The organism is Pseudomonas sp. KT_2_4, from assembly GCF_041410225.1.
GTDB classification, from domain to species: domain Bacteria; phylum Pseudomonadota; class Gammaproteobacteria; order Pseudomonadales; family Pseudomonadaceae; genus Aquipseudomonas; species Aquipseudomonas paracarnis.
This window is the reverse complement of sequence record NZ_CP166962.1, coordinates 3,368,311-3,388,933: the sequence shown is the minus strand read 5'-3', so window position 1 is coordinate 3,388,933 and position 20,623 is coordinate 3,368,311. Positions and strand designations below refer to the sequence as shown.

Annotated in this window: 20 protein-coding genes and 1 riboswitch; of the genes, 7 read left to right on the top strand and 13 right to left on the bottom strand. The window is 60.5% G+C overall.

Annotation, left to right across the window (positions count from 1 at the left end):
• Nucleotides 1-158: 158 nt before the first annotated feature.
• The 4 genes from AB9N64_RS15720 to ahcY all read right to left on the bottom strand — a co-directional run bounded on the left by AB9N64_RS15720 (nucleotide 159) and on the right by ahcY (nucleotide 4,621).
• Complete coding sequence (locus AB9N64_RS15720; RefSeq protein ID WP_014720296.1) at nucleotides 159-962, bottom strand: ABC transporter substrate-binding protein; 804 nt, start codon at nucleotides 960-962, stop codon at nucleotides 159-161.
• Nucleotides 963-1,025: 63 nt separating this feature from the next.
• Nucleotides 1,026-2,108, bottom strand: a complete 1,083-nt coding sequence (locus tag AB9N64_RS15715; RefSeq protein ID WP_073451789.1) for a hypothetical protein — start codon at nucleotides 2,106-2,108, stop codon at nucleotides 1,026-1,028.
• 79 nt (nucleotides 2,109-2,187) lie between these two features.
• A complete protein-coding gene (gene metF / locus AB9N64_RS15710; RefSeq protein WP_014720294.1) occupies nucleotides 2,188-3,033 on the bottom strand; it encodes a methylenetetrahydrofolate reductase [NAD(P)H] in 846 nt (281 codons plus the stop codon).
• Between the two features lie 178 nt (nucleotides 3,034-3,211).
• Nucleotides 3,212-4,621: an adenosylhomocysteinase gene (ahcY, locus tag AB9N64_RS15705; RefSeq protein ID WP_003194990.1), complete on the bottom strand. Its 1,410-nt coding sequence runs from the start codon at nucleotides 4,619-4,621 to the stop codon at nucleotides 3,212-3,214.
• Nucleotides 4,622-4,642: 21 nt separating this feature from the next.
• Nucleotides 4,643-4,749, bottom strand: a riboswitch (S-adenosyl-L-homocysteine riboswitch).
• Nucleotides 4,750-4,948: 199 nt separating this feature from the next.
• Here ahcY and AB9N64_RS15700 point away from each other — a divergent pair.
• The 3 genes from AB9N64_RS15700 to AB9N64_RS15690 all read left to right on the top strand — a co-directional run bounded on the left by AB9N64_RS15700 (nucleotide 4,949) and on the right by AB9N64_RS15690 (nucleotide 8,335).
• The gene (locus AB9N64_RS15700; RefSeq protein WP_003194988.1) at nucleotides 4,949-5,353 is read left to right on the top strand and encodes an acyl-CoA thioesterase; all 405 of its coding nucleotides are present in this window, start codon (nucleotides 4,949-4,951) and stop codon (nucleotides 5,351-5,353) included.
• A gap of 100 nt (nucleotides 5,354-5,453) precedes the next feature.
• A complete protein-coding gene (locus tag AB9N64_RS15695) occupies nucleotides 5,454-7,373 on the top strand; it encodes a patatin-like phospholipase family protein (RefSeq protein WP_282398606.1) in 1,920 nt (639 codons plus the stop codon).
• Between the two features lie 71 nt (nucleotides 7,374-7,444).
• Nucleotides 7,445-8,335, top strand: a complete 891-nt coding sequence (locus tag AB9N64_RS15690; RefSeq protein WP_014720292.1) for a formate/nitrite transporter family protein — start codon at nucleotides 7,445-7,447, stop codon at nucleotides 8,333-8,335.
• Nucleotides 8,336-8,354: 19 nt separating this feature from the next.
• Here AB9N64_RS15690 and AB9N64_RS15685 read toward each other — a convergent pair whose 3' ends face one another.
• The gene (locus AB9N64_RS15685) at nucleotides 8,355-9,644 is read right to left on the bottom strand and encodes a cation:dicarboxylate symporter family transporter (RefSeq protein WP_236598433.1); all 1,290 of its coding nucleotides are present in this window, start codon (nucleotides 9,642-9,644) and stop codon (nucleotides 8,355-8,357) included.
• A gap of 34 nt (nucleotides 9,645-9,678) precedes the next feature.
• Entirely contained in the window at nucleotides 9,679-10,092 is a 414-nt protein-coding gene (locus AB9N64_RS15680) for a VOC family protein (RefSeq protein ID WP_014720290.1), read from the bottom strand.
• 92 nt (nucleotides 10,093-10,184) lie between these two features.
• Between AB9N64_RS15680 and AB9N64_RS15675 the strand changes: the two genes are divergently transcribed.
• Nucleotides 10,185-11,060 carry a LysR substrate-binding domain-containing protein gene (locus tag AB9N64_RS15675; RefSeq protein WP_020301866.1) on the top strand — a complete coding sequence of 292 codons (876 nt, stop codon included), beginning with the start codon at nucleotides 10,185-10,187 and terminating at the stop codon, nucleotides 11,058-11,060.
• Here AB9N64_RS15675 and AB9N64_RS15670 read toward each other — a convergent pair.
• Nucleotides 11,044-12,279: a sodium:proton antiporter gene (locus AB9N64_RS15670; protein WP_014720288.1), complete on the bottom strand. Its 1,236-nt coding sequence runs from the start codon at nucleotides 12,277-12,279 to the stop codon at nucleotides 11,044-11,046. The genes AB9N64_RS15675 and AB9N64_RS15670 overlap by 17 nt on opposite strands.
• A gap of 103 nt (nucleotides 12,280-12,382) precedes the next feature.
• Between AB9N64_RS15670 and AB9N64_RS15665 the strand changes: the two genes are divergently transcribed.
• A complete protein-coding gene (locus tag AB9N64_RS15665) occupies nucleotides 12,383-13,216 on the top strand; it encodes an EamA family transporter (protein ID WP_019817441.1) in 834 nt (277 codons plus the stop codon).
• A 29-nt stretch (nucleotides 13,217-13,245) separates the two neighbouring features.
• Nucleotides 13,246-13,632: an MAPEG family protein gene (locus tag AB9N64_RS15660; RefSeq protein ID WP_014720286.1), complete on the top strand. Its 387-nt coding sequence runs from the start codon at nucleotides 13,246-13,248 to the stop codon at nucleotides 13,630-13,632.
• Between the two features lie 207 nt (nucleotides 13,633-13,839).
• On the opposite strand, the gene AB9N64_RS15655 is transcribed toward AB9N64_RS15660, so the two are convergent.
• The gene (locus tag AB9N64_RS15655) at nucleotides 13,840-15,033 is read right to left on the bottom strand and encodes a murein transglycosylase A (RefSeq protein WP_133633518.1); all 1,194 of its coding nucleotides are present in this window, start codon (nucleotides 15,031-15,033) and stop codon (nucleotides 13,840-13,842) included.
• A gap of 129 nt (nucleotides 15,034-15,162) precedes the next feature.
• On the opposite strand from AB9N64_RS15655, the gene AB9N64_RS15650 reads away from it, so the two are divergent.
• Nucleotides 15,163-15,612, top strand: a complete 450-nt coding sequence (locus AB9N64_RS15650) for a cytochrome c (protein ID WP_019817443.1) — start codon at nucleotides 15,163-15,165, stop codon at nucleotides 15,610-15,612.
• A gap of 6 nt (nucleotides 15,613-15,618) precedes the next feature.
• Here the strand turns inward: AB9N64_RS15650 and AB9N64_RS15645 are convergent, their stop codons facing one another.
• The 5 genes from AB9N64_RS15645 to AB9N64_RS15625 all read right to left on the bottom strand — a co-directional run bounded on the left by AB9N64_RS15645 (nucleotide 15,619) and on the right by AB9N64_RS15625 (nucleotide 20,581).
• Nucleotides 15,619-16,014, bottom strand: coding sequence for a DUF1090 domain-containing protein (locus AB9N64_RS15645; RefSeq protein ID WP_014720283.1), 396 nt, complete (start codon nucleotides 16,012-16,014; stop codon nucleotides 15,619-15,621).
• A gap of 38 nt (nucleotides 16,015-16,052) precedes the next feature.
• Nucleotides 16,053-17,717: an NAD-dependent DNA ligase LigB gene (gene ligB / locus AB9N64_RS15640; protein ID WP_058410805.1), complete on the bottom strand. Its 1,665-nt coding sequence runs from the start codon at nucleotides 17,715-17,717 to the stop codon at nucleotides 16,053-16,055.
• Nucleotides 17,718-17,812: 95 nt separating this feature from the next.
• Nucleotides 17,813-18,163, bottom strand: a complete 351-nt coding sequence (locus AB9N64_RS15635; protein WP_014720281.1) for a DUF1090 family protein — start codon at nucleotides 18,161-18,163, stop codon at nucleotides 17,813-17,815.
• A gap of 212 nt (nucleotides 18,164-18,375) precedes the next feature.
• Complete coding sequence (gene metK, locus AB9N64_RS15630) at nucleotides 18,376-19,566, bottom strand: methionine adenosyltransferase (protein ID WP_003194964.1); 1,191 nt, start codon at nucleotides 19,564-19,566, stop codon at nucleotides 18,376-18,378.
• A 19-nt stretch (nucleotides 19,567-19,585) separates the two neighbouring features.
• On the bottom strand, nucleotides 19,586-20,581 hold the full coding sequence (locus AB9N64_RS15625; protein WP_003194962.1) for a metalloregulator ArsR/SmtB family transcription factor: 996 nt from the start codon (nucleotides 20,579-20,581) through the stop codon (nucleotides 19,586-19,588).
• Nucleotides 20,582-20,623 lie beyond the last annotated feature (42 nt).

Below are 20,623 nucleotides of genomic sequence, written 5' to 3'. Positions count from 1 at the left end.
TAGGGGAGCGCAACCCCGTCCGGTCCTGCTGTGTCTGGCGGGCACTCCATCGGCTCGCGCGGGCTGCAAAGCTGCGCAGTAGCTGGGTTGGGTGCCGTTTTCAAGACCCGAGCGGCCGGGCGTAAGCCTGGCGGAAAGGCCGCAGTATAACAGAGCAATCACCGCGCGCTGCTTTCCTGCTGCTCAACGGCGTGTTCGGGGGCTGGTATGGGGGCTGTTTGCTCGTGCATCCGCCCATATTTGGCGCTCAATGTGGCATAGGCGGGCTCTTGCTTGAAGCGCTTGAGCTCGGCGGCAAAGCGTTGCACCAGCAGGTCCATGCCTGCGCCACGGCGTACCGCAAGAAATTGCTGCTGGCGGCTGACCACCACCGATGCCTGGCTGACTTTACCTTCCAGGCCCAGGGCCTTGAGCACGTGGTGCCCCACGCGCCGGTCAGTCACCACCATATCGACGCGCCCCAGCATGAGTTTGCCAAAGTTGGCTTCATGGCTGGGGGCGGGTTCGCGCTGGAAGGTGTTGGCCTCACTGAACGCGTCGCCATAAAGGTAACCAGGTGAAACGCCAACCGTCAGGCCGCGCAGGTCGTCGAGCGTGGCGGCGGGGTGAGGGCGTTCGTTGGCATAGAACAAAACGAATTCGACTTCCGACAACGGCTCGCTGGGATAGAGCAGCAACGCGTCGCGCTCCTGGCTGTGAAAGATATCCAGCGCGCCGTCGGCGTGGCCCTGGTCGAGCATCGCCAGGCAGCGCTTCCAGGGCAGGAACTGCCATTGCACCTCCACCCCCAGGCGCTGGAACACGATCACTGTGGTTTCATAATCCAGGCCGGCCATGGTGCCGTTGTCTTCGTAGACATAGGGCGCCCAGGGTTCGGTGACAATGCGCAGTTTCTCGCCATGAGCGGCTAGGCTCAGGCAAGAAAAAAACACAGCGGTCAACAGCTTGAAGAGGACGGGCATAGCCTGAGGTTACGACGCTCCCCGAAGAAAGAGAAGCTCTGGCACGCGCATTGGCGGGCGGTCTTACTTCGCGGGAGCGTTCAGCAGGTGTTCGTGGATCGCGGCGCGGCGCTCGCCCAGAATCAGGCGCACCAGGGGGTTGGCAAACCAGTGTTCCAACTGGTGTGCATCAAGCGGGCGCTTCTGGCGTTCTTCCTGGTTTTGTCGGGCCTTGTCCCACCAGACCGGACCGCAGGCCTGGTCGAACTCGTTTTCGTGTTCGTAGCAGCCGTAAAGGATTTCGCGGATGAATTGTTGCTGGTGCTTGGGCAGCAGCAGGGTGATCAGCTTGTACATCAAGCGTTGCAAACGCGGCGGGCGCGGCAGGTGCGAGGAGACCTGACGCGTATCGGCCAGGGCCTGCGCACTGGTGGGGGCGCTCGCGTGCTTGGCGATCCACGCCTTGACCTTGGCCCGGAACAGCTGTTTGCGGCTCCAGTAATGGTGGATCAGGTCCGGGCACTCGCGCACCTTTACGGTACGGTAGGCGGCGATCGACAGGCAGAACTCTTCCAGGGTGTAGGCGCCTTGGGCATGGGGGAACAGTTCATCCATCAACTCGATGGAGCGGTCGAGGATGTGCGCATCCTGTTGGGTCAGGCCCATGACGCCGGAGTTGAGGGTCATCATGTCATCGTCGGCCACGCCCATGTCCAGCAGGCGCTGACGCAGGGCGGTGTAGAGGATGCTTTCGTGGTTGTCGCCGTACTTGGTGTAAAAGGCGTTGCACAGCAGGGTGCCGGGCTCTACGCGTTCGAACAGGGCCTTGGGCGAATGATGGAAGAAGGTGTCAGTGTCGATCAGCAGCGCCACGGGGGATTCTTGCAGGACTTGGCGCAGCACCACGTGCTTGGTGCGAAAGTGATAACCGTGGGGCTCGCTCCAGCGTTTGCGGGTGGCTTCGTCCAGTGGGCGCACGCGCACCGGCAGCAAGCGATAGGGCTCGGGGTTGTCGCTGAATACCTGGATGTCGATGTTCGCATCCGGTGTGTCCTGCAGGAACGCCAGTGCGCTGGCGATGCTGAATACCGCTTCCTGATGGTAGGTGTCGGCGCCGAAGACCAGGTAAACCAGTTGCGGGCGGGACGTCGGGGGCACTGTATTCATGGACTGCGGGGTTCCGTGGGTAACGTAAAACGACAAAGGCCCTCGTCAGAACGAGGGCCTTGGTACAACCGGTCAAGCGTTAACGTGGCAGCTTGAGGTTGTTCCAGATGGCAAGGCTGGGTTCAGCCTGGTTCAGGGTATAGAAATGCAACCCTGGCGCACCACCTTGCAACAATTGCTCACACATCTCGGTGATAACCTGCTCGCCGAACGCCTGGATGCTTTTGACGTCATCGCCATAGGCTTCCAGTTGCTTGCGCACCCAGCGTGGGATCTCGGCGCCGCAGGCGTCGGAGAAGCGCGCCAACTTGCTGTAATTGGTGATCGGCATGATGCCCGGCACGATTGGGATGTTCACGCCCATCGCCCGTACTCGCTCGACAAAGTAGAAGTAGCTGTCGGCGTTGAAGAAATACTGGGTGATTGCGCTGTCGGCACCGGCATTGGCCTTGCGCACGAAATTCTGCAAATCGTCTTCGAAATTGCGCGCCTGGGGGTGCATCTCCGGGTAAGCGGCTACTTCGACATGGAAGTGATCGCCACTTTCTTCGCGGATGAAGCTCACCAGGTCGTTGGCGTAGCGCAGCTCACCGCTGGCCATGCCCATACCCGATGGCAGGTCGCCACGCAGGGCAACGATGCGCTTGATGCCGGCGGCTTTGTATTGGGTCAGCAGGCTACGCAGGTCGGCCTTGCTGTCGCCCACGCAGGACAGATGCGGAGCGGCGGGAACTTTGACTTCACTTTCCAGCTGCAACACGGTGTTGATCGTGCGATCACGGGTCGAACCGCCAGCGCCGTAGGTGCAGGAGAAGAAGTCAGGGTTGAAGCTGGCCAACTGCTTGGCAGTGGCCATCAGTTTTTCATGTCCAGCATCGGTCTTGGTCGGGAAGAACTCGAAGCTGTAGCGACGGTCTTGGGACATGGTAATACCCTTGGAAACTCGAAAGCCTGGAAGGCATACGCAATCGATGCGGGTGCCTGGCTTTCTGTGGGAGCTGGCTTGCCTGCGATAGCATCAGCTCGGTGTTACTGGAACACCGAGGCGTCTGCATCGCGGGCAAGCCCGGCTCCCACAGAAGAGCCGGCGCCAGCAAGGCCGATCAGTAGCGGTAAGCGTGCGGCTTGAACGGACCTTCAACCGTCACGCCGATGTAGTCGGCCTGGGTCTTGGTCAGTTGAGTCACGACGCCGCCGAAGCCGCGGACCATTTCCAGGGCCACTTCTTCGTCGAGTTTCTTGGGCAGTACTTCCACGGTCAGGCGCTCGGCTTTCTGGGCGGGCGACAGGTCGGCGTACTTCTGTTCGAACAGGAAGATCTGCGCCAGCACCTGGTTGGCGAACGAGCCATCCATGATGCGGCTTGGGTGACCAGTGGCGTTGCCCAGGTTCACCAGGCGGCCTTCGGCCAGCAGGATCAGGTAGTCGTCGTTCTGTGGGTCGAAATCACCAGCGCCGGTACGGTGAACCTTGTGTACCTGCGGCTTCACTTCTTCCCATGCCCAGTTCTTACGCATGAAAGCGGTGTCGATTTCATTGTCGAAGTGACCGATGTTGCAGACAACGGCGCGCTTCTTCAGGGCCTTGAGCATGTTCGCATCGCACACATTCACGTTACCGGTGGTGGTGACGATCAGGTCGATCTTGCCCAGCAGGGCTGCGTCGATGCAGGCGGAGGTGCCGTCGTTCTGGCCGTTGATGAACGGCGAAACCACTTCGAAACCGTCCATGCAGGCTTGCATGGCGCAGATCGGGTCAACTTCGGAGACCTTGACGATCATGCCTTCCTGACGCAGGGACTGGGACGAACCCTTGCCCACGTCACCGTAGCCGATCACCAGGGCTTGCTTGCCCGACAGCAGGTGGTCGGTGCCGCGCTTGATCGCATCGTTCAGGCTGTGACGGCAGCCGTACTTGTTGTCGTTCTTGCTCTTGGTCACCGAGTCGTTGACGTTGATGGCCGGGATTTTCAGCTCGCCCTTGGCCAGCATGTCCAGCAGGCGGTGTACGCCGGTGGTGGTCTCTTCGGTCACGCCGTGGACACGGTCGAGGATCTGCGGGTATTTCTTGTGCAGCAACTCGGTGAGGTCGCCGCCGTCGTCCAGGATCATGTTGGCATCCCAAGGCGCGCCATCTTTGAGGATGGTTTGCTCCAGGCACCACTCGTACTCTTCTTCAGTCTCGCCTTTCCAGGCGAATACCGGGATACCGGCAGCAGCGATAGCGGCAGCGGCCTGGTCCTGAGTCGAGAAGATGTTGCACGACGACCAACGCACTTCGGCACCCAGGGCAACCAGGGTTTCGATCAGCACGGCAGTCTGGATGGTCATGTGGATGCAGCCGAGAATCTTGGCGCCCTTGAGCGGCTGCTCAGCGGCGTACTTGCGACGCAGGCCCATCAGGGCCGGCATTTCGGATTCGGCGATAAAGGTTTCGCGACGGCCCCAGGCAGCGAGGGACATATCGGCGACTTTGTAGTCATTGAAATCAGCAGGCGTCATTACAGCGCTCATAGAGAGCCTCCATTCGTAGTGTGCGAATGGGCGCCGTTGTGCGTTTAGTATCAGGCCAAGGCAACCAGGCCGGACAACGCCCCATCCGAGCCTGACAGGTTTAACCTGCTGCAGCGCCCCTCGGACAGGTGGCGGGAGAACGGTATCAATCGAAGATGACCGTTTTGAAACGGAGGCGATTATAGCCGTGTATGTGGCACTTCCCAAGCCTTTCTGTCGGTGGCAATGAAGATCGCGCATGGGGTTGATAGGCAATGGCTCATAGAGCTTGGGCCTGGGCTCTGCCATGATGTTGCCCATCATTTCGCAAGACGCTTTGGAGTGACCATGAACTTCCACACCCGCAAATGGGTAAAACCCGAAGACCTCAACCCCAACGGCACTCTGTTCGGCGGTAGCTTGCTGCGCTGGATCGACGAAGAAGCGGCCATCTACGCGATTGTCCAGCTCGGCAACCAGCGCGTGGTCACCAAGTACATCTCGGAAATCAACTTTGTCAGCGCTTCACGCCAGGGCGACATCATCGAACTGGGCATCACTGCCACCGAGTTCGGCCGCACCTCCATCACCCTGACCTGTGAAGTGCGCAACAAGATCACGCGCAAAAGCATCCTGACCGTGGAAAAAATGGTCTTCGTCAACCTGGGCGAAGACGGTTTGCCGGCGCCCCACGGCCGTACCGAAATCAAGTACGTGAAGGACCAGTTCAAGGACGACAGTCTTCCCGAGTAACAACCCCGCGGCCTGATTTGCTTTACCAAATCATTCCGCGTGGATCTATCTGAGGCTCTCTCATCACTCAGGCCTACATCCTGTAGAGAGAGCCTTGTGTATGAAAGTCTCCAGTTCTGTTGTAGAGAATCACCCCCCATCGCCGCAAATCAGCGACCAGGGCGCCAAGGTGCCCTTGGTCAAAGGTGTGGGCGAGCGCAACCTGAGTATTTATCGTCACAGCGATGGGCGTGTGGAGGTGGTGGTGTCACCGCCGCCGCCCGCTCACCTGGTGCTCAGTGGTGGTGGCGCCAAGGGCATCGCCTTTCCAGGCATGGTGCAAGCGCTTGAAGAGGCCGACAAACTCAAAGGCGTAAAAGTGGTTTCCGGCTCATCTGCCGGTGCGATTTGCGCAGCACTGCTCGCCAGCGGCATGGATGCCAAGGCCTTTACGCAACTGTCGAATAACCTAGACCTGCCCCGCTTGCTCAACAGCAAAGACCCTGTCACGGCTTGGTTGCAGGAAGCCAGTTCCGAGCTCGGCAAGCTCGTCAGAAGTCTGCCCGGGCCGGTTGGAAATATCTCTCAACTGCTGCTGACGTTGCTGCCGCGCCTGCAAACCGAGGGGCAGCCGCTGGAGGACTTGATCCGCAACGAATCGCGTCAATCGATTCTCGCCCATATCGCCGGTATGCCCCCAGCCAACCGCCCCCCGGAAGTTACAGCAATTGCCGAACGGCTCAGCGCTGGTGGTGGGGCGACTTTTCGCGACTTTGAAGTGTTGAGCCGGCATATTCCGGCGATCAAGCAACTGAACATCACCGGCACGGGCATGTTCGATGGCCGCCCGCAGTTGGTGGTGTTCAATGCCAACCTGACACCGGATATGGATATCGGCCGCGCCGCGCTTATTTCGGGCGCCCTGCCTGGGCTGTTCAAGAGCCCCGCCGAGCAGGGTCACGGGTTCCAGGCGGCGTCGCAGGTCACGGCGTTTCAGGACGGCGGGTTGCTGCTCAATACCCCTGCGCCAGGTGTCATCGAGCGCTCGTTCCCGGAAAGCCCCCTGGGCAAGGACGAAGCGCTGATCGTCAAGTTCGAGTCTGACAAGGCATCAGCGCCGCCCAAGAGCGGTGGTTTTTTCAGCTTTCTGGCCGACACGTTCACCGGCACGCCACACACCGCCGCTGAAAGCTACCAGAATGACCGGCTCCAGGCGTTCTCGGAACAAACGGTCACGTTGCCGCTGAACTCGGACAAAGGCGACTTTCGCGGCCTGCTCGGTGGTACCGTCAACTTCACCATGACCCCCGAGCAGAAACAGCATTTGCAGGCCCAGGCTCGCCAGACGGTGTCAGGGCATCTGCAACAGCGTGAGCTGGAGCGTGAGCGTCATGAGTTCCCCTCGCTGAACGATGCCGTGATGGCGATGGATGATCAAATGCTCGCCAGCGTGCAAGTTGACCTGCAAAACGATGCGGCCGGCGCCGAGGCGTTGCGCTTTCGCAAAGACGCGCAGCAAGCGTTACAGGCGTTGGACACTGCGATTGCCGAGGCGAATCAAACCAGCACGTCGCTGGTGATCACGCCGAAATTAGCCTCGGCGCTGCGCAATCTGGATGCGCTCGCCCGTAGACCCGAGGATATCGAGTGGCTGGGCAAGCGCCTGAATGCGCCAGGCCAGCGTAATTTCCAGCAACTGCTGCAGGTGGGCACCAAGCAGGCGTCGAGCAATGGCTCAGGCCTGTCCAAAGTGTTGACCAGCGCCGTCGCGGAAATGCAAAAACGCGATATCGGCGTGAAGGCAGAGAATTTTATCCGCGAAGTCATTTACCCCTCGCTATACCGTCCTGGCCAACCGGCTGCCAACGTTGAGTTATTGCAACGTGCGGTGCGGGATTTGGGCGAGGCGACGACGCCAGCGGAGTTCAACCGTGTGCTTGATGGCATCGTCAAACATTACCGAGCGCGCAATAAACCCTGGAGTAAACCCTTCAGCTCTACCACCGTGGAGCAGGCCAAGGCCTGGCGTATTCCGGTTTAGTTGCGGTGCCACTGAACAGCCATCGTCGCGGCGTGTCGTAGCTACAGGCACCCCTTGGACTCAGGTACATCATGGCCACTCAAGCAGACGGCAAGACCCCCAACCTGTCGCAGGAAGAGCAGCAAAACGTTGACGAGAACCAGCCGCCTCGCGCGGCTGTATTACACGAAATTATCCGCACCCAGGGCGATCAGGAGCTAGAGCGCAGTGTGGCAGCGTTGTGGTGGTCGGCGCTGGCCGCTGGCCTGACCATGGGCTTGTCGCTAATGGGCATGGGCCTGCTCAATTCACGCCTGCCGGACGGTGATGAATTCAAGGTCATTGCCAGCTTTGGCTATTGCGCAGGCTTTCTCGCGGTGATTCTTGCTCGTCAGCAGTTGTTTACCGAAAACACCCTGACCGCCGTGCTGCCGGTGATGAGCAAACCGACTCTGGCCAACGCCGGGCGCTTGTTACGGCTGTGGACGGTGGTGCTGGTGGGCAACCTGTGCGGCACCTTGCTGGTGGCCTACGTGATGCTGCACCTACCGATCTTCGATACCAAGACCGACCTGGCCTTCCTCGAGATCGGGCGCAAGGTCATGGAGAACGACCCCGCGCAGATGTTCGCCAAGGGCATCGTCTCCGGTTGGATGATCGCCACCATGGTCTGGATGATTCCGTCGATGGAGAGTGCCAAGCTGTGGATTATCATCCTGATCACCTACTTCATGGCACTGGGCGACTTCACCCATATCGTCGTCGGTTCAGCGGAAGTGTCCTACCTGGTGTTTGCCGGCGAGTTGCCGTGGAAGGATTTCTGGCTGGTCTTCGCCGGGCCGACCCTGGCCGGCAACATCATCGGGGGTAGCTTCATCTTTGCGTTGATCAGCCATGCGCAGGTTCGCAGCGAGGCGTCCATGCCTGCTGTTGCTCAATCTCACACACAGGCGAAGCCCCGTCAGGATAAGGGCAAAGTCTGACAGTACCCTGGCTGACGCGTCAGGCCTTGAAGGGCACGCTGGGAGGTTCGCAGGCCAGCGTGCTGTCGGGTGCCTTGAGCTGACCTTCCCAGCGAGCAATTACCAGCGGGGCCAATGCGTTGCCCAGTACATTCAGGGCTGTGACGGGCATATCCATCAGCCGATAGATGCCCGCGATGATTGCCACACCCTCCACGGGAAGCCCGGCCGCGGTCAACGTCGCGGTCAGGATGATAAACATGAAGCCTGGCACGCCCGCCGCGCCCTTTGATGTCAGCACCATGATCAAGACCAGCATGCCTTGATCCGCCAGGCTCAAGTCGATGCCATACGCTTGGGCGATGAACAGCGTGCCGAGTGCGGCAAACAGCGATGCACCATCCAGATTGAACGAGTACCCCAGTGGGATCACCATGCTGGTAATGGGCCGTGGCGCGCCATAGCGCTCCATCTTCTCGATCAGTTGAGGCATGACCGTCGCCGAGGCGGCACTGCTGAAGGCCAGCAGCAGTTCACTGCGTATTTCCCGCACCAGGTGAAAAAAGCCGACGCCGGCCAAGCGTGCCACTGCACCCAATACACACAGGGCAAATAAGAGCACCGCGACATAGGTCGTGCCGATCAGTTTGGCCAGCGGCAACAACGCACTGAGGCCAAAGCTGGCGACGGTGACCGCGATCAGGCCGAAAATACCTATCGGCGAGTAATGCATGACCAAGTGGGTGACTTTGAACATGGTGTCGGAGACGCCTTGCATCACATTGATCAAGGGCGCTTTGCGCTCCTCGGGCAACAACGATAAGGCACAACCGAACAGGATCGCGAAGAACAGCACCGACAGCAGTTTGCCCTGTGACATGGCCAGGACGATGTTATCCGGCACGATCGCCAGCAGTACCTGGCCCAGGTTCTGTGGGGTGCCACTGGAGGCCAGTCCCGTCGCCGGTGCCTGCAGCGTGCTGCCGAATTCGGCGCCCGAGCCGGGCTGCACCACATTGCCAACCAACAGCCCGAAGACGATGGCAATGCTGGTGATGGTGAAGAAGTACACGAAGGTCTTCAGGCCGACGCGACCCAGGGCAGACGGGTTGCCCATGCCGGCGATGCCGACGGTCATGCAGGCAAATACCAGGGGAACGACGATCATCTTCATCAGCTTGATAAACAGGTCGCCAGCCGGTTGCAGCAGATTGTCGATGAACCAGGTTTTTTGCTCGGGGAATTGATTGAGCAGGAGGCCGACGATTATCCCGGCAGCCAGGCCGATCATGATGCGAGTGATAAGACTGGTGGGTTTTCTAGTGGTCATGGGGGTGTCCCTTATTGTTGTGAGTGTCAGGGATTTACGGGGCGAACAACCCTTCGAAGTGCTTGAACCCTTTCACTTCGATGGGGTTGCCGCTGGGGTCGAGAAAAAACATCGTGCGCTGCTCGCCCGGTTCGCCAGCAAAGCGGGTCACGGGTGGAATCTCGAAGCGCGTGCCCAGGCGGGTGAGGCGCTCGGCAAGCGTCAGCCACTCATCAAGTGGCAGCACCACCCCCAGGTGCGGCATCAGTACCTGGTGCTCACCGACCAGGCCGGTGCGTGTGGTTGGGAAGGGCGTACCGAGGTGCAGTGAAAGTTGATTGCCGAAAAAGTCGAAGTCGATCCAGGTCTCGCTGCACCGGCCCTCGGTGCAACCCAAAACATCTCGATAAAAAATGCGCGCCTCGTCTAAGTCATAAACATGGTATGCAGCGTGAAAGGGTCTGTTCATGGCTGGTTCTCCAGATGGGGAACTGTCAGGTTAAACAGGCGATGCCGCCAGGGTAAAACGGGTTTGCCTTGGTCTGAGCGAAAGGAAAACTTATGGATGTTCGATTCCTGAGGAGCCTGGTCGCTGTCATTGAAACCGGGTCGATAGCCGCCGCTGCGCGCCGTGAAAATCGTAGTGCCGCGGCGATCAGCCTGCGGGTCAAGGCGCTTGAGCGCACGCTGGGTTGCACGCTGCTCACGCGCACGGCACATGCCGCTTGGCCTTCGGATCAATGCTTGCTGCTCTTGCCCAGAATCCAGGCAGTTATTGAACAGGCGCGCCAGCTGCAGGAGCATCTGAGCCAGGACGAGTTATCGGGGGAAATTAAAATCGGGGCCATTTCCACGGCGCTGACCGGCGTCTTGCCGGGGGTGATCGAGCGTCTGACAATGTCAGCACCCAAGCTGAGGCTGAAGATCACACCCGGCGACTCCAGAAGCCTTTATGAGAAGTTACTCAACCAGGAGTTGGATGCGGCGATACTGGTACGGCCGCCGTTTCAACCGCCCAAAGCCTTGTCGATGGCCTTGCTGCGTGCCGAACCCTTGATTCTGGTTGCGCCCGCCCAGTGGGGTGCGCAGGCGCTGGCTGCCTTGTTACGTGAACGCCCATTCATCCGCTATGACGCACGCTCCTGGGGCGGTCAGATTGCCCAGCGCTTTCTGGATGAACAGTCCTTCGACCCAGAGGTGCTATGTGAGCTGGATGCGCTGGAAACTATCCTGATGCTGGTCGCCCAAGGGATGGGGGTTTCGCTGGTGCCGCAGTGGGCGGGCATGCCCTCCAACGGCATCAGTGTGTTACCGGCCGGCAACCCGCAGTGCTATGCGCGCGAGCTGGTAGTCATGTACGGCTCGACACCGCGCCGTCCACTGGCGATGCGGCACCTACTTGAAGTGTTGCGCGGCGCGGTTACTGCGGCCCAGTAACGCGGCTGACAACGCGACCGATCGTCAACCCCTGCAACAGGATCGAAGACAGCACCACGATATAGGTGATGCTCAGCAACAAGTCACGTTCAGGGCCCAGGGGCAGGGCCAGGGCCAATGCCACCGAGACGCCGCCGCGCAGGCCGCCCCAGGTGAGGATGCGGATAGTGCCGCGTGGTACCGAGCGCCAACGGCGCAGCAACAGGATCGCCGGGGCCACGGTCAGCAGGCGCGAGAGCAGGATCGCTACCGCCAGCAGGCTGGCCGCGAACACGTGCAGCCAATTGAATGGCAATAGCAGCAGCTCCATGCCGATCAGTGCAAACAGCAGCGCGTTGAGCATGTCATCGAGCAATTCCCAGAAACCATCCAGGTAGCGACGCGTCATGTCGTTCATCGCCAGCTTGCGTCCCAGGTTACCGATGATCAGCCCCGCGACCACCATCGCAATCGGTGCGGACACATGCAGCTCCGAAGCCATGGCCGAGCCGCCGATCACCAGGGCGAGGGTCAGCATGACTTCGATCTGGTGCTGTTCGATGCTCTTGATCATCAGGTACACGAGGTAGCCGATCAGCCCGCCAAACAGCACGCCGCCAATGGCTTCGTGGGCAAACAGCATGGCCGTGGCGCCCACGGTGGGTGTTTCACCCAACTGCGCGATGCCCAGCAGCACGGTAAACACCACCACGGCGGTGCCGTCATTGAACAGCGACTCGCCGACGATGGTGGTTTTCAGCGGTTTGGAGGCATTGGCGGTCCGCAGCACGCCGAGCACCGCAATGGGGTCGGTGGGGGAAATCAGCGCGCCGAACAGCAAGCAGTAAAGGAAGCTCACGTGCCAGCCAAACAGGGCGAAGATGTAGTACGCCAGGCTGCCGATCACCACGGTGGCGATCAACACGCCAAAGGTTGCCAGCAGGCCGATGGGCCAGCGGTAGCTGCGCAAGTCGTTCAAGTTGACGTGCAAGGCGCCGGCGAACAGCAGGAACGACAGCATCCAGTTCATCAGCAAATCGCCGAAGTCGATCTGGCCGATCAGCTGTTGGACGCGTTCCTCTAAGCCTGGGTAGCCGAGCACGCTCAGGCCTTGCAGGATCAGCGAGAACAGCAGTGCGGTGACCATCACGCCGATGGTGGGCGGCAGGCCGATAAAACGGAAGTTCACATAAGTGAGCAGGGTGGTGAGGCAGATGAAAGCGGCGACAAGTTCAAGCATCCGGGGTCCTTGGAGCAGGGAAATATAGGCGCACGGGGTGCGTCGAATCGGGGTTTAGTATAAACAGGTGCTGTTACATGACGTATCAATTAAGGAGGTTCTGGTGGTAGCGACAGCCCTGGTGCTGGTAGCGGCGCTGTTGCATGCGACGTGGAACACCTTGATCAAGTTCAGTGGCGAGCGCCTTTTAGTCATCGCTTGCATGGACAGTGTGGCGCTGCTGTTCGTGGTATTGGCGGTGGGGTTCGTGTCTTTGCCGCCGCTGGAACTCTGGCCGTGGCTCGTTGCCTCGGCGCTGTTTGAATTGCTCTATCGCTATTTGTTGATTCAGGCCTATCGGGTGGGTGACCTGGGCCTGGTATATCCGTTGATGCGCGGTTTGTCGCCGCTGGTGGTGCTGGTGCTGACCCTGGTGTTTGCCGGCGAAGTGCTGAGTAACCAGCAAATCCTGGGGATTCTGCTGATCCCGTTCGGTATGGTGTGCCTGTTGTGGCAGGGCGGCGGCGGTGACCGGTTGCCCTGGTCGATGCTACCCGTGGTGTTGCTGATCGGCCTGTGCATTGGCTGTTACACCTTTTTGGACGGGCAGGCGTTGCGGCGCTGGTCGCACCCGCTGGATTACCTGGTGTGGTTGACGCTGATCAGCGCCTGGCCGTTTCCGCTGCTGGCGCTGGTGCGCAAGCGTGCAGCCTTCAGCCTGTTCTGGCGCACCCAGTGGCGGTTGGGGTTGAGCGTGGGGTTATGCGTGTTGTTGAGCTACGCTTTGGTACTTTGGGCCATGCAGTTGGGCTCGATTGCCGAAGCCGCCGCGCTGCGCGAAGTCAGTGTGATTCTGGTGGTGCTGTTCGGTATGCGTTACTTGAAAGAACCTTTTGGCCGTCCACGGCTCATAGCCTGTGGGTTGGTGTTGATTGGCATGTTGGTGATGAAACTCTAACCGTCGGATAAAACTAAAAGGAATCGGTGATGACAGTCGCTTTATGGTGTGTGTTGATCGCAATCTTTTTGCCGTACATCTGCACCGGTGTGGCCAAGTTCAGTACAGGCAAGTTCGGGCCACGGGATAACCACGACCCGCGTGCCTTCCTCGAGAGCCTGGAAGGCGTCGCCAAGCGTGCTCATAGCGCGCAACTCAACAGTTTCGAAGTGACCCCGGCGTTTGCCGCCGCCGTCATCATTGCGCACCTGGCCGGCAACGCCGAACTGGTGACGATCAACGTGCTGGCAGTGCTGTTTATCACCAGCCGCCTGCTGTACATCATTTGCTACCTGGCGGACTGGGCGATCTTGCGTTCGCTGGTGTGGGCCGTGGGTATGGCGTTGATTGCGAGTTTCTTCTTCGTCTCGATCTGAGGGATGACGCCGTCGCTATGCGGGAGGGAGCAAGCCCTGCTGTTGATCAATTAAATGTGGGAGCTGGCTTGCCTGCGAAAGCGGTCGTGCCGTAACAGATGCAGTGACTGACACGCTGCCTTCGCGGGCAAGCCCGCTCCCACAGGGGATTTGCGATAGCTGACTGGGTTCAGGGCACGCCCCTCTCACATTGATTATCAGCCTTTTTCAGGTGCCGGCAGGCGCATCCGGCACCTGGGGCAACGCCGCGCCTTTGGGCCACAGCATCCAGATCTGCCCTTGCTGTTTCATATTTCCCGCCAACTCGCCTGCGGCATTGCCTGTGCCCCAGAACAGATCTGCGCGCACTTCGCCGGTGATTGCGCCGCCGGTGTCCTGCGCGGCGACCGGGCGTGCCAGTGGCGTGCCGTCCGGCTTGGTGGTCGACAACCACAACAGGCTGCCCAGCGGAATCACCTTGCGATCCACCGCCACGCTGTAGCCGGCGGTCAATGGCACGTTCAGCGAACCGCGCGGGCCTTCGTTACTGTCGGGGCGGGCGCTGAAGAATACGTAGCTGGGGTTGCTCGCCAACAGTTCTGGAATGCGCTGCGGGTGGGCCTTGGCCCAGGCGCTGATGGCGGCCATGGTCACGTCTTCTTTTTTCAGTTCGCCTTGTTCCACCAGCCAACGGCCTATGGGGCGGTACGGGTAGCCGTTCTGGTCGCCGTAACCCACACGCAGTTGGCGCCCACCGGCCAGTTGAATACGCCCCGAGCCCTGGATCTGCAGAAATTGCAGGTCCATCGGGTCGGTCAGCCAGGCGATCGGCTTGGCGGTGGAGCCTTGGCTGTTGAGGGTGCTGGCGTCGTCATACGGCTTGAGCACACGACCTTCCAGGCGCCCGCGCAGGCGCTTGCCCTTGAGTTCCGGGTAGATGCTGTCGAGGTTGACGATGATCAGGTCGTCCGGCACGCCGTATACCGGCACGTGGGCGGTGGCGGTCTTGGTCAGGCTGCCGGGGTAGACCGGCTCGTAATAACCTGTGATCAAGCCGTTTGGCGTGTTGTCCGCCGAACGCAGGCCGAAGACATCCAGGTGTTCCTTGAGAAAGCCACGAACCGCCACGGCATCGCCCGGAACGCTGGTCGCTGCCGCGCAGGTCGGGCCCCAGATCGGGTCGGCCTTGAGGCGCTGGCAGGCGCTGCGCCAGGATTCGAAGCCGGCGAGCAAGTCGCTGTCGGAAACGCTCGGCAAGGCTTCCCACGGTGCGCTCACGTAGGTGGCAACGGCGTGAGGTTTGGTGGGTTCCTGGGCAGCTTCTTTGCCGGCGTCTTTACCGGCATCGCAGCCGGCCAGTAGCGCGAACATTGGCAGAGCCCACGCCAGGCGCCGGCCCCAGGGTTTGAAGGTGACATTCATGCAAGCAATTCCTGAAACGATTGCCCGTGCTTCACTGCATTCGGGCAACCCTTATTATTAATAGGGCTATTGGTCTTTGCGGGCGGTGCGAGGATACTGGCCGCCGTTTCCCGTGACCTTGAAGCCATGATGATGTTAAAAAAATTGACCGTTGTATTGCTGGCCTGCCTGGCAGTGTCTGCCTGTGGCGGTGTTGATCCCAATTCCCCCCTGGGCCAGCGCAAGGCGATCTTCAAGCAGATGCTCAAGACTGGTGAAGATCTGGGCGGGATGCTGCGCGGGCGTATCCCATTTGACGGCGCCAAGTTCGCCGAGGGTGCGGTCAAACTGGATGCGTTGTCCCATGAGCCGTGGAAGCATTTCCCGAGCGTGCGCGAAGAAGACCACACCAGTGCCAAAGATGATGTGTGGCAAAAACAGGCGCAGTTCCAACAATTGGCCCGCGATCTTGAGGCGGCCACCGGTGAATTGGTGATCGCCAGCCAAGTGCAGCCCTACAAGGCCAGCAGCCTGCAACCTGCGGTGCAAAAAGTTGAAGATGCCTGCAGCGCCTGCCATAAACAGTTCCGCGATCATTGACCGGTTTTACTGGTCAAGTTCTTCCACCGCGTCTTGCAGCTCTTTGCGCGAGTCGGCCAGCTTCTCCTTACGCTTGTTGATCTTGTCCGGGTCGCCTTTTTTCATAGCCTTGTCGAGGTCGGCCTGACGGCGGCTGACTTCGTGCTTGGCGTCGAGCACTTTGTTTTCACGTTCTTTCTTCAAGCCGGCATCGGTGCAGTGGGTAGTGACTTCGTCCAAGGCTTTTTCCAGACCGGCCTGCTGGGCGCGGTTACCGTGGGCCTTGGCCTGTTCGATCTGGCTGCTGATGGCCTGGCGCTTGGCGGCGCAGCCGGTGAGGGGTTGTACGTCTTCGGCGGCCAACAGCGGCGTGGCCATGAAGCTTGCGACGGTCAGCAAGGCAAAGGGGGCGAGAAATTTCATATAAAGCTCCAAGTTCGCAATCAGGTGGCCGGGGGTGTTCAAAACCCATCTATCCCGGCTACGCGTAATGTTTCAGCCAAGGCTTGTACCTGCGGGTCGCGAAAAAAAGCGCTGAGTTGCGCCGCGCGTCCCGGGCCAATGCCGTCTGAGGCCAGCCAGGCTTGGGGGTCTTTGGCGACCAGCGTCTGCCAGTTACCTTCCAAGTTGTTGCGCGCCGCTGGCGGTATGCCCAAGGCGCGGAGCCATTGTAAAAAAGGGCGTTGCCGGGCGCTTTGAATACTGTCGAGCACCCGCGCACGGGTCCGCTCGCCTAAGCCCTCAATGGTAGCAAGCTCGGCCGCATCCAGGGTCAACCAATCGAGAAAGCCTGCGATTAGACCGGCCTGAATCAATACGTTCCAGGTTTCACGGCCCATATGGGGTAAGGCCAAGCCGTGTTTGCCGCTCAGCCAGGTGAGGCGGGCGAGCAACTGATCTTCGCAGCCGGGGTCCAGTTGCCAGCAGCTCAAAGCGTGGAAGTCTTGAGGGTCGGGTACCTGCAGGTCCACGCGCGTCTCGTTGCGCAGGATCACCTCGTCCAGTCGCGGTATCACCTGGCCCGCCAGGCTGATCGACACATGATCGCCGGGGCGGATATCCAGGGCTTGCCAGCGTTTCAGGGAGCTGGCACTGACCCGGCTGATCTGCCGATCATCCAGCCGCACGGGTTCCAGTTCGAGGATTGGAGTAATGCGCCCGGTGCGCCCCACCCTGAACTGGACATTGCGTACCAGGGCCAGGGCCTTGATGGCAGGGTACTTCCAGGCAACCGACCAATACGGCGCACTGGCTTGCCAGCGCTCGGCGGGCGCTCGCGCAGCCTGGTGCAGAACCACGCCATCGCTGGCGAAAGGCAATGCCGCGTTGTACCAGTGCGTGCGCCAATGCGCAGCTTCGCTAATGGAAGCGACGGGTTGGCTGTACTGCTGGCTGTCGCTAAACCCCCAGCGCGCCAGGGTGGCCAGGCGTTCGGTGAAGTCCTTCGGGCCGTCGGGCCATGCCCAGACGAACAGGCCGATCCCTGCCGCCTCGGCGTCGCTCAATTGGCGACGGTTCATCAGGCCAGCCACTTTACTGCGTGCATTGAGCCCGCCCTTGAGCGCTTGCACATGGTGATTGAGGCGCCAATAGAGTTCGCCTTGCAGCACCACGTCAACGGCGTCGGGCAACTGTTGGACAATGCCGGGGATCTTGGCGGCGGAGGCTGACCAGTCGTGCCCCAGCAGGCCGTCGCCCCGACTGATGAGCTGGTGCAAGCGGCCTTGGCGATACACCAGGGTCACCGCGACGCCATCGACCTTGGGTTGGACCCATACATCCTGGCGTGTGCTAAGCCAGTCACTGACGGCAGGCTCGCCCGGCAGCTTTTGCAGACCGGTGTGCGCGACCGGGTGACGTAGGGTGCCGCGCGCACTGGCTAGCGGGTTATCAGCCTTGGGGGGCTGCTGGCGGGCGCATTCTTGCCAATGCGCGAGGCGCTTGCGGGCCTGGTCGTAAAGTTCATCGCTGATCAGGGATTGGCCCTGCCGATGGTAGCTGTCGTCCCACTGCTGGATTTGCCTGGACAGGGTTTCCAACTGCAAGTGAACGTTATCCGGACAGGCTTCGGCCCAGGCCCAGGCTGGCAGGGCGCTTATGAGAGCAGCCAGTAATACGTGCATCATGAGCATCCTTGCTCGAAAAGGGCGCCCAGCCTAAGTGATCCACGCGCCCACAAAAAAGCCCCGACCGAGCGGGGCTTTTTACCGGGTATTTCTGTTTACTTGAACAGGCCGCCCAAGGCCTTCACAGCGTCGTTGTTTTCAGCCTTGGCCTGCTGTTTTTGCTGCTTGGCGTCGACTTTTGCCTGGCTGTCGGCGAGTTTGTTGCAAGCTTTGTTGACCTGCTCCAGCGCAGCCTCATATGCCCGCACTTTCAACAGATCGTTCTTGGCATTGGCCGCGTCGATCTTGGCTTGCAGGTCTTTGGGTTGCTGCTGGCAGTCGCCGGCGTTGCCGCCACCGAGCTGGGCACTCAGGGCGCCGCTCAGCGCGTTCAGGTCAGCGGCCTGGGCCGACAGGGTGAACAGGCTTAGCAGAAGGGCGGCAGGGGCGAGCGTGGAAATGCGCATGAAAACCTCAATGTTCGATTGCCTGCGCGCTTATCCATCCCGGGCGGGCGCAGTGCAATATCCAAATAAGGTGAAGGGCCCGAGAGGGCGCGGATTCTAGTGGGCCATCATTTTGCCTGCAAGCCTTGGATCCAAAAAAGCCCGAAGAGGCCCTGCTGGCAACAAAAAGCCCCGCCAGGCAGACCTGGCGGGGCTCTATTTACCGCGAACGATTACAGGCCGGCGGCGGTACGCAGGTCGTTGGCGCGGTCGGTTTTTTCCCAGGTGAAGGTACTGAAGGTGTCATCACCCACAGTCTTCTGCGCCGGGGTGCGGCCGAAGTGGCCGTAGGCTGCGGTTTCCTGGTACATCGGGTGCAGCAGGTCGAGCATGGTGGTGATCGCGTAAGGGCGCAGGTCGAAGATCTCACGCACCAGTTTGACGATCTTGTCATCGCTGATCTTGCCGGTGCCGAAGGTGTTCAGCGAGATCGACGTAGGCTGGGCGACGCCAATGGCGTAGGAAACCTGGATTTCGCAGCGCTCGGCCAGGCCGGCAGCCACGATGTTCTTGGCCACATAACGACCGGCGTAAGCCGCAGAGCGGTCAACCTTGGACGGGTCCTTGCCGGAGAATGCACCACCGCCGTGACGGGCCATGCCGCCGTAGCTGTCGACGATGATCTTGCGGCCGGTCAGGCCGCAGTCGCCCACGGGGCCACCGATGATGAACTGGCCGGTCGGGTTGATGTGGAACTGGGTGTCCTTGGTCAGCAGCTCGGCAGGCAACACGTGCTTGACGATCAGTTCCATCACGCCTTCACGCAGGTCGGCGTAGGACACATCCGGGTTGTGCTGGGTCGACAGTACGACGGCGTCGATGCCCACCACTTTGCCGCCTTCGTAGCGGCAGGTCACCTGGGACTTGGCGTCCGGGCGCAGCCATGGCAGTACGCCGGATTTGCGCGCCTCGGCCTGGCGTTGTACCAGCTGGTGCGAGAAGGTGATCGGCGCGGGCATCAGTACGTCGGTTTCGTTGCTGGCGTAGCCGAACATCAGGCCCTGGTCGCCGGCGCCCTGGTCTTCAGGTTTGGCCCGGTCAACGCCCTGGTTGATGTCTGGGGACTGCTTGCCGATGATGTTCATCACGCCGCAGGTTGCGCCGTCAAAGCCGACGTCGGAGCTGTTGTAGCCAATGTCGGTGATCACGTCACGCACGATCTGCTCCAGGTCGACCCAGGCAGTGGTGGTAACTTCGCCGGCGATGATCGCCACGCCCGTTTTCACCAGCGTCTCGCACGCCACACGGGCGAACTTGTCTTCAGCGATGATAGCGTCCAGCACCGCATCAGAAATCTGGTCGGCGATTTTGTCCGGATGCCCTTCAGACACGGACTCGGAGGTGAAAAGGGAGTATTCGCTCATCTCGATGTTTTCCTGATATTTACCGATGGTGAGTGTCGCCAGCCGGTCGCTGAAAATGGCGGACCTGAATCTGGAAACCATTACGTAAACCTACATAGAGGCTTTCCCCGGGAACGAGTCCCGCAGCGGTGGCCCAACGGGCCAGATCGTCCTGTTCAAAACCCAGCCAGAGATCACCGCAGGCCTCCTTGGCCCAATTCTGGTTGTGGCTGCATAAATCCGTAACCAGCAGGCTACCGCCGGGGTGCAGCAACCCGGCCATTTGCTTGAGAGCTTCTGCCGGGGCGGCGAAATGGTGCAAGACCATGTTCAGCACCACGCAATCGGCTCGCAGGCCGGTGTCACTCAGGGCGTCGGCCAACTGCAGGCGCACATTGCCCAAGGCTTCGCGCTCACAGAGTTGGCGCGCCAGTTCAAGCATCGCCGGGCTGTTATCCAGCGCGGTGACCTGCTCGAAGCGACGCGCCAGTTCGGGCAGGAAACCGCCGTCGCCAGGGCCGACTTCCAAGGCCGTGGCCTCTTCACTGAAGCTCAGCTTGTCCAGCAGCGCCAGTACACTTTCGCGGTACTGGGCCAAGCCGGCGATCAGATCCTGCTGGGCGCGAAACTTGTCGGCCACCCGTGAGAAAAAATCCTGGCTGGCGGCGGCGCGTTGTCCGTGCACCTGGCCGATGCGCGATTGCACATCGCCGGGCAGGCACAAGTTATCCACTTCGTCGAGCAGGGCAGCGTGCAATTTGCCGCCAAGCAGTTCGGTATGGGGCAGGGCACGCCGGTAGAAAATCGCATTGCCTTCGCGACGGGTAGCCACCAGGTCGGCCTGGGCCAGCACCTTCAAATGGTGGCTCATGCCGGACTGGCCGATGGCGAAGATCTGCGCCAGCTCCAGTACCCCGAAAGAATCGTTGGCCAGTGCGCGCAGTACGTTCAAGCGCAACGGATCGCCAGCGGCCTTGCACAAGGCAGCCAGTTCATCGCCGTCATCAGGACGCAGGGAGGGCACGGGTAGGTTCATAAGGCCAGCAGTCTAGTGACGGGTGTAGATCCCCGCAAGGCC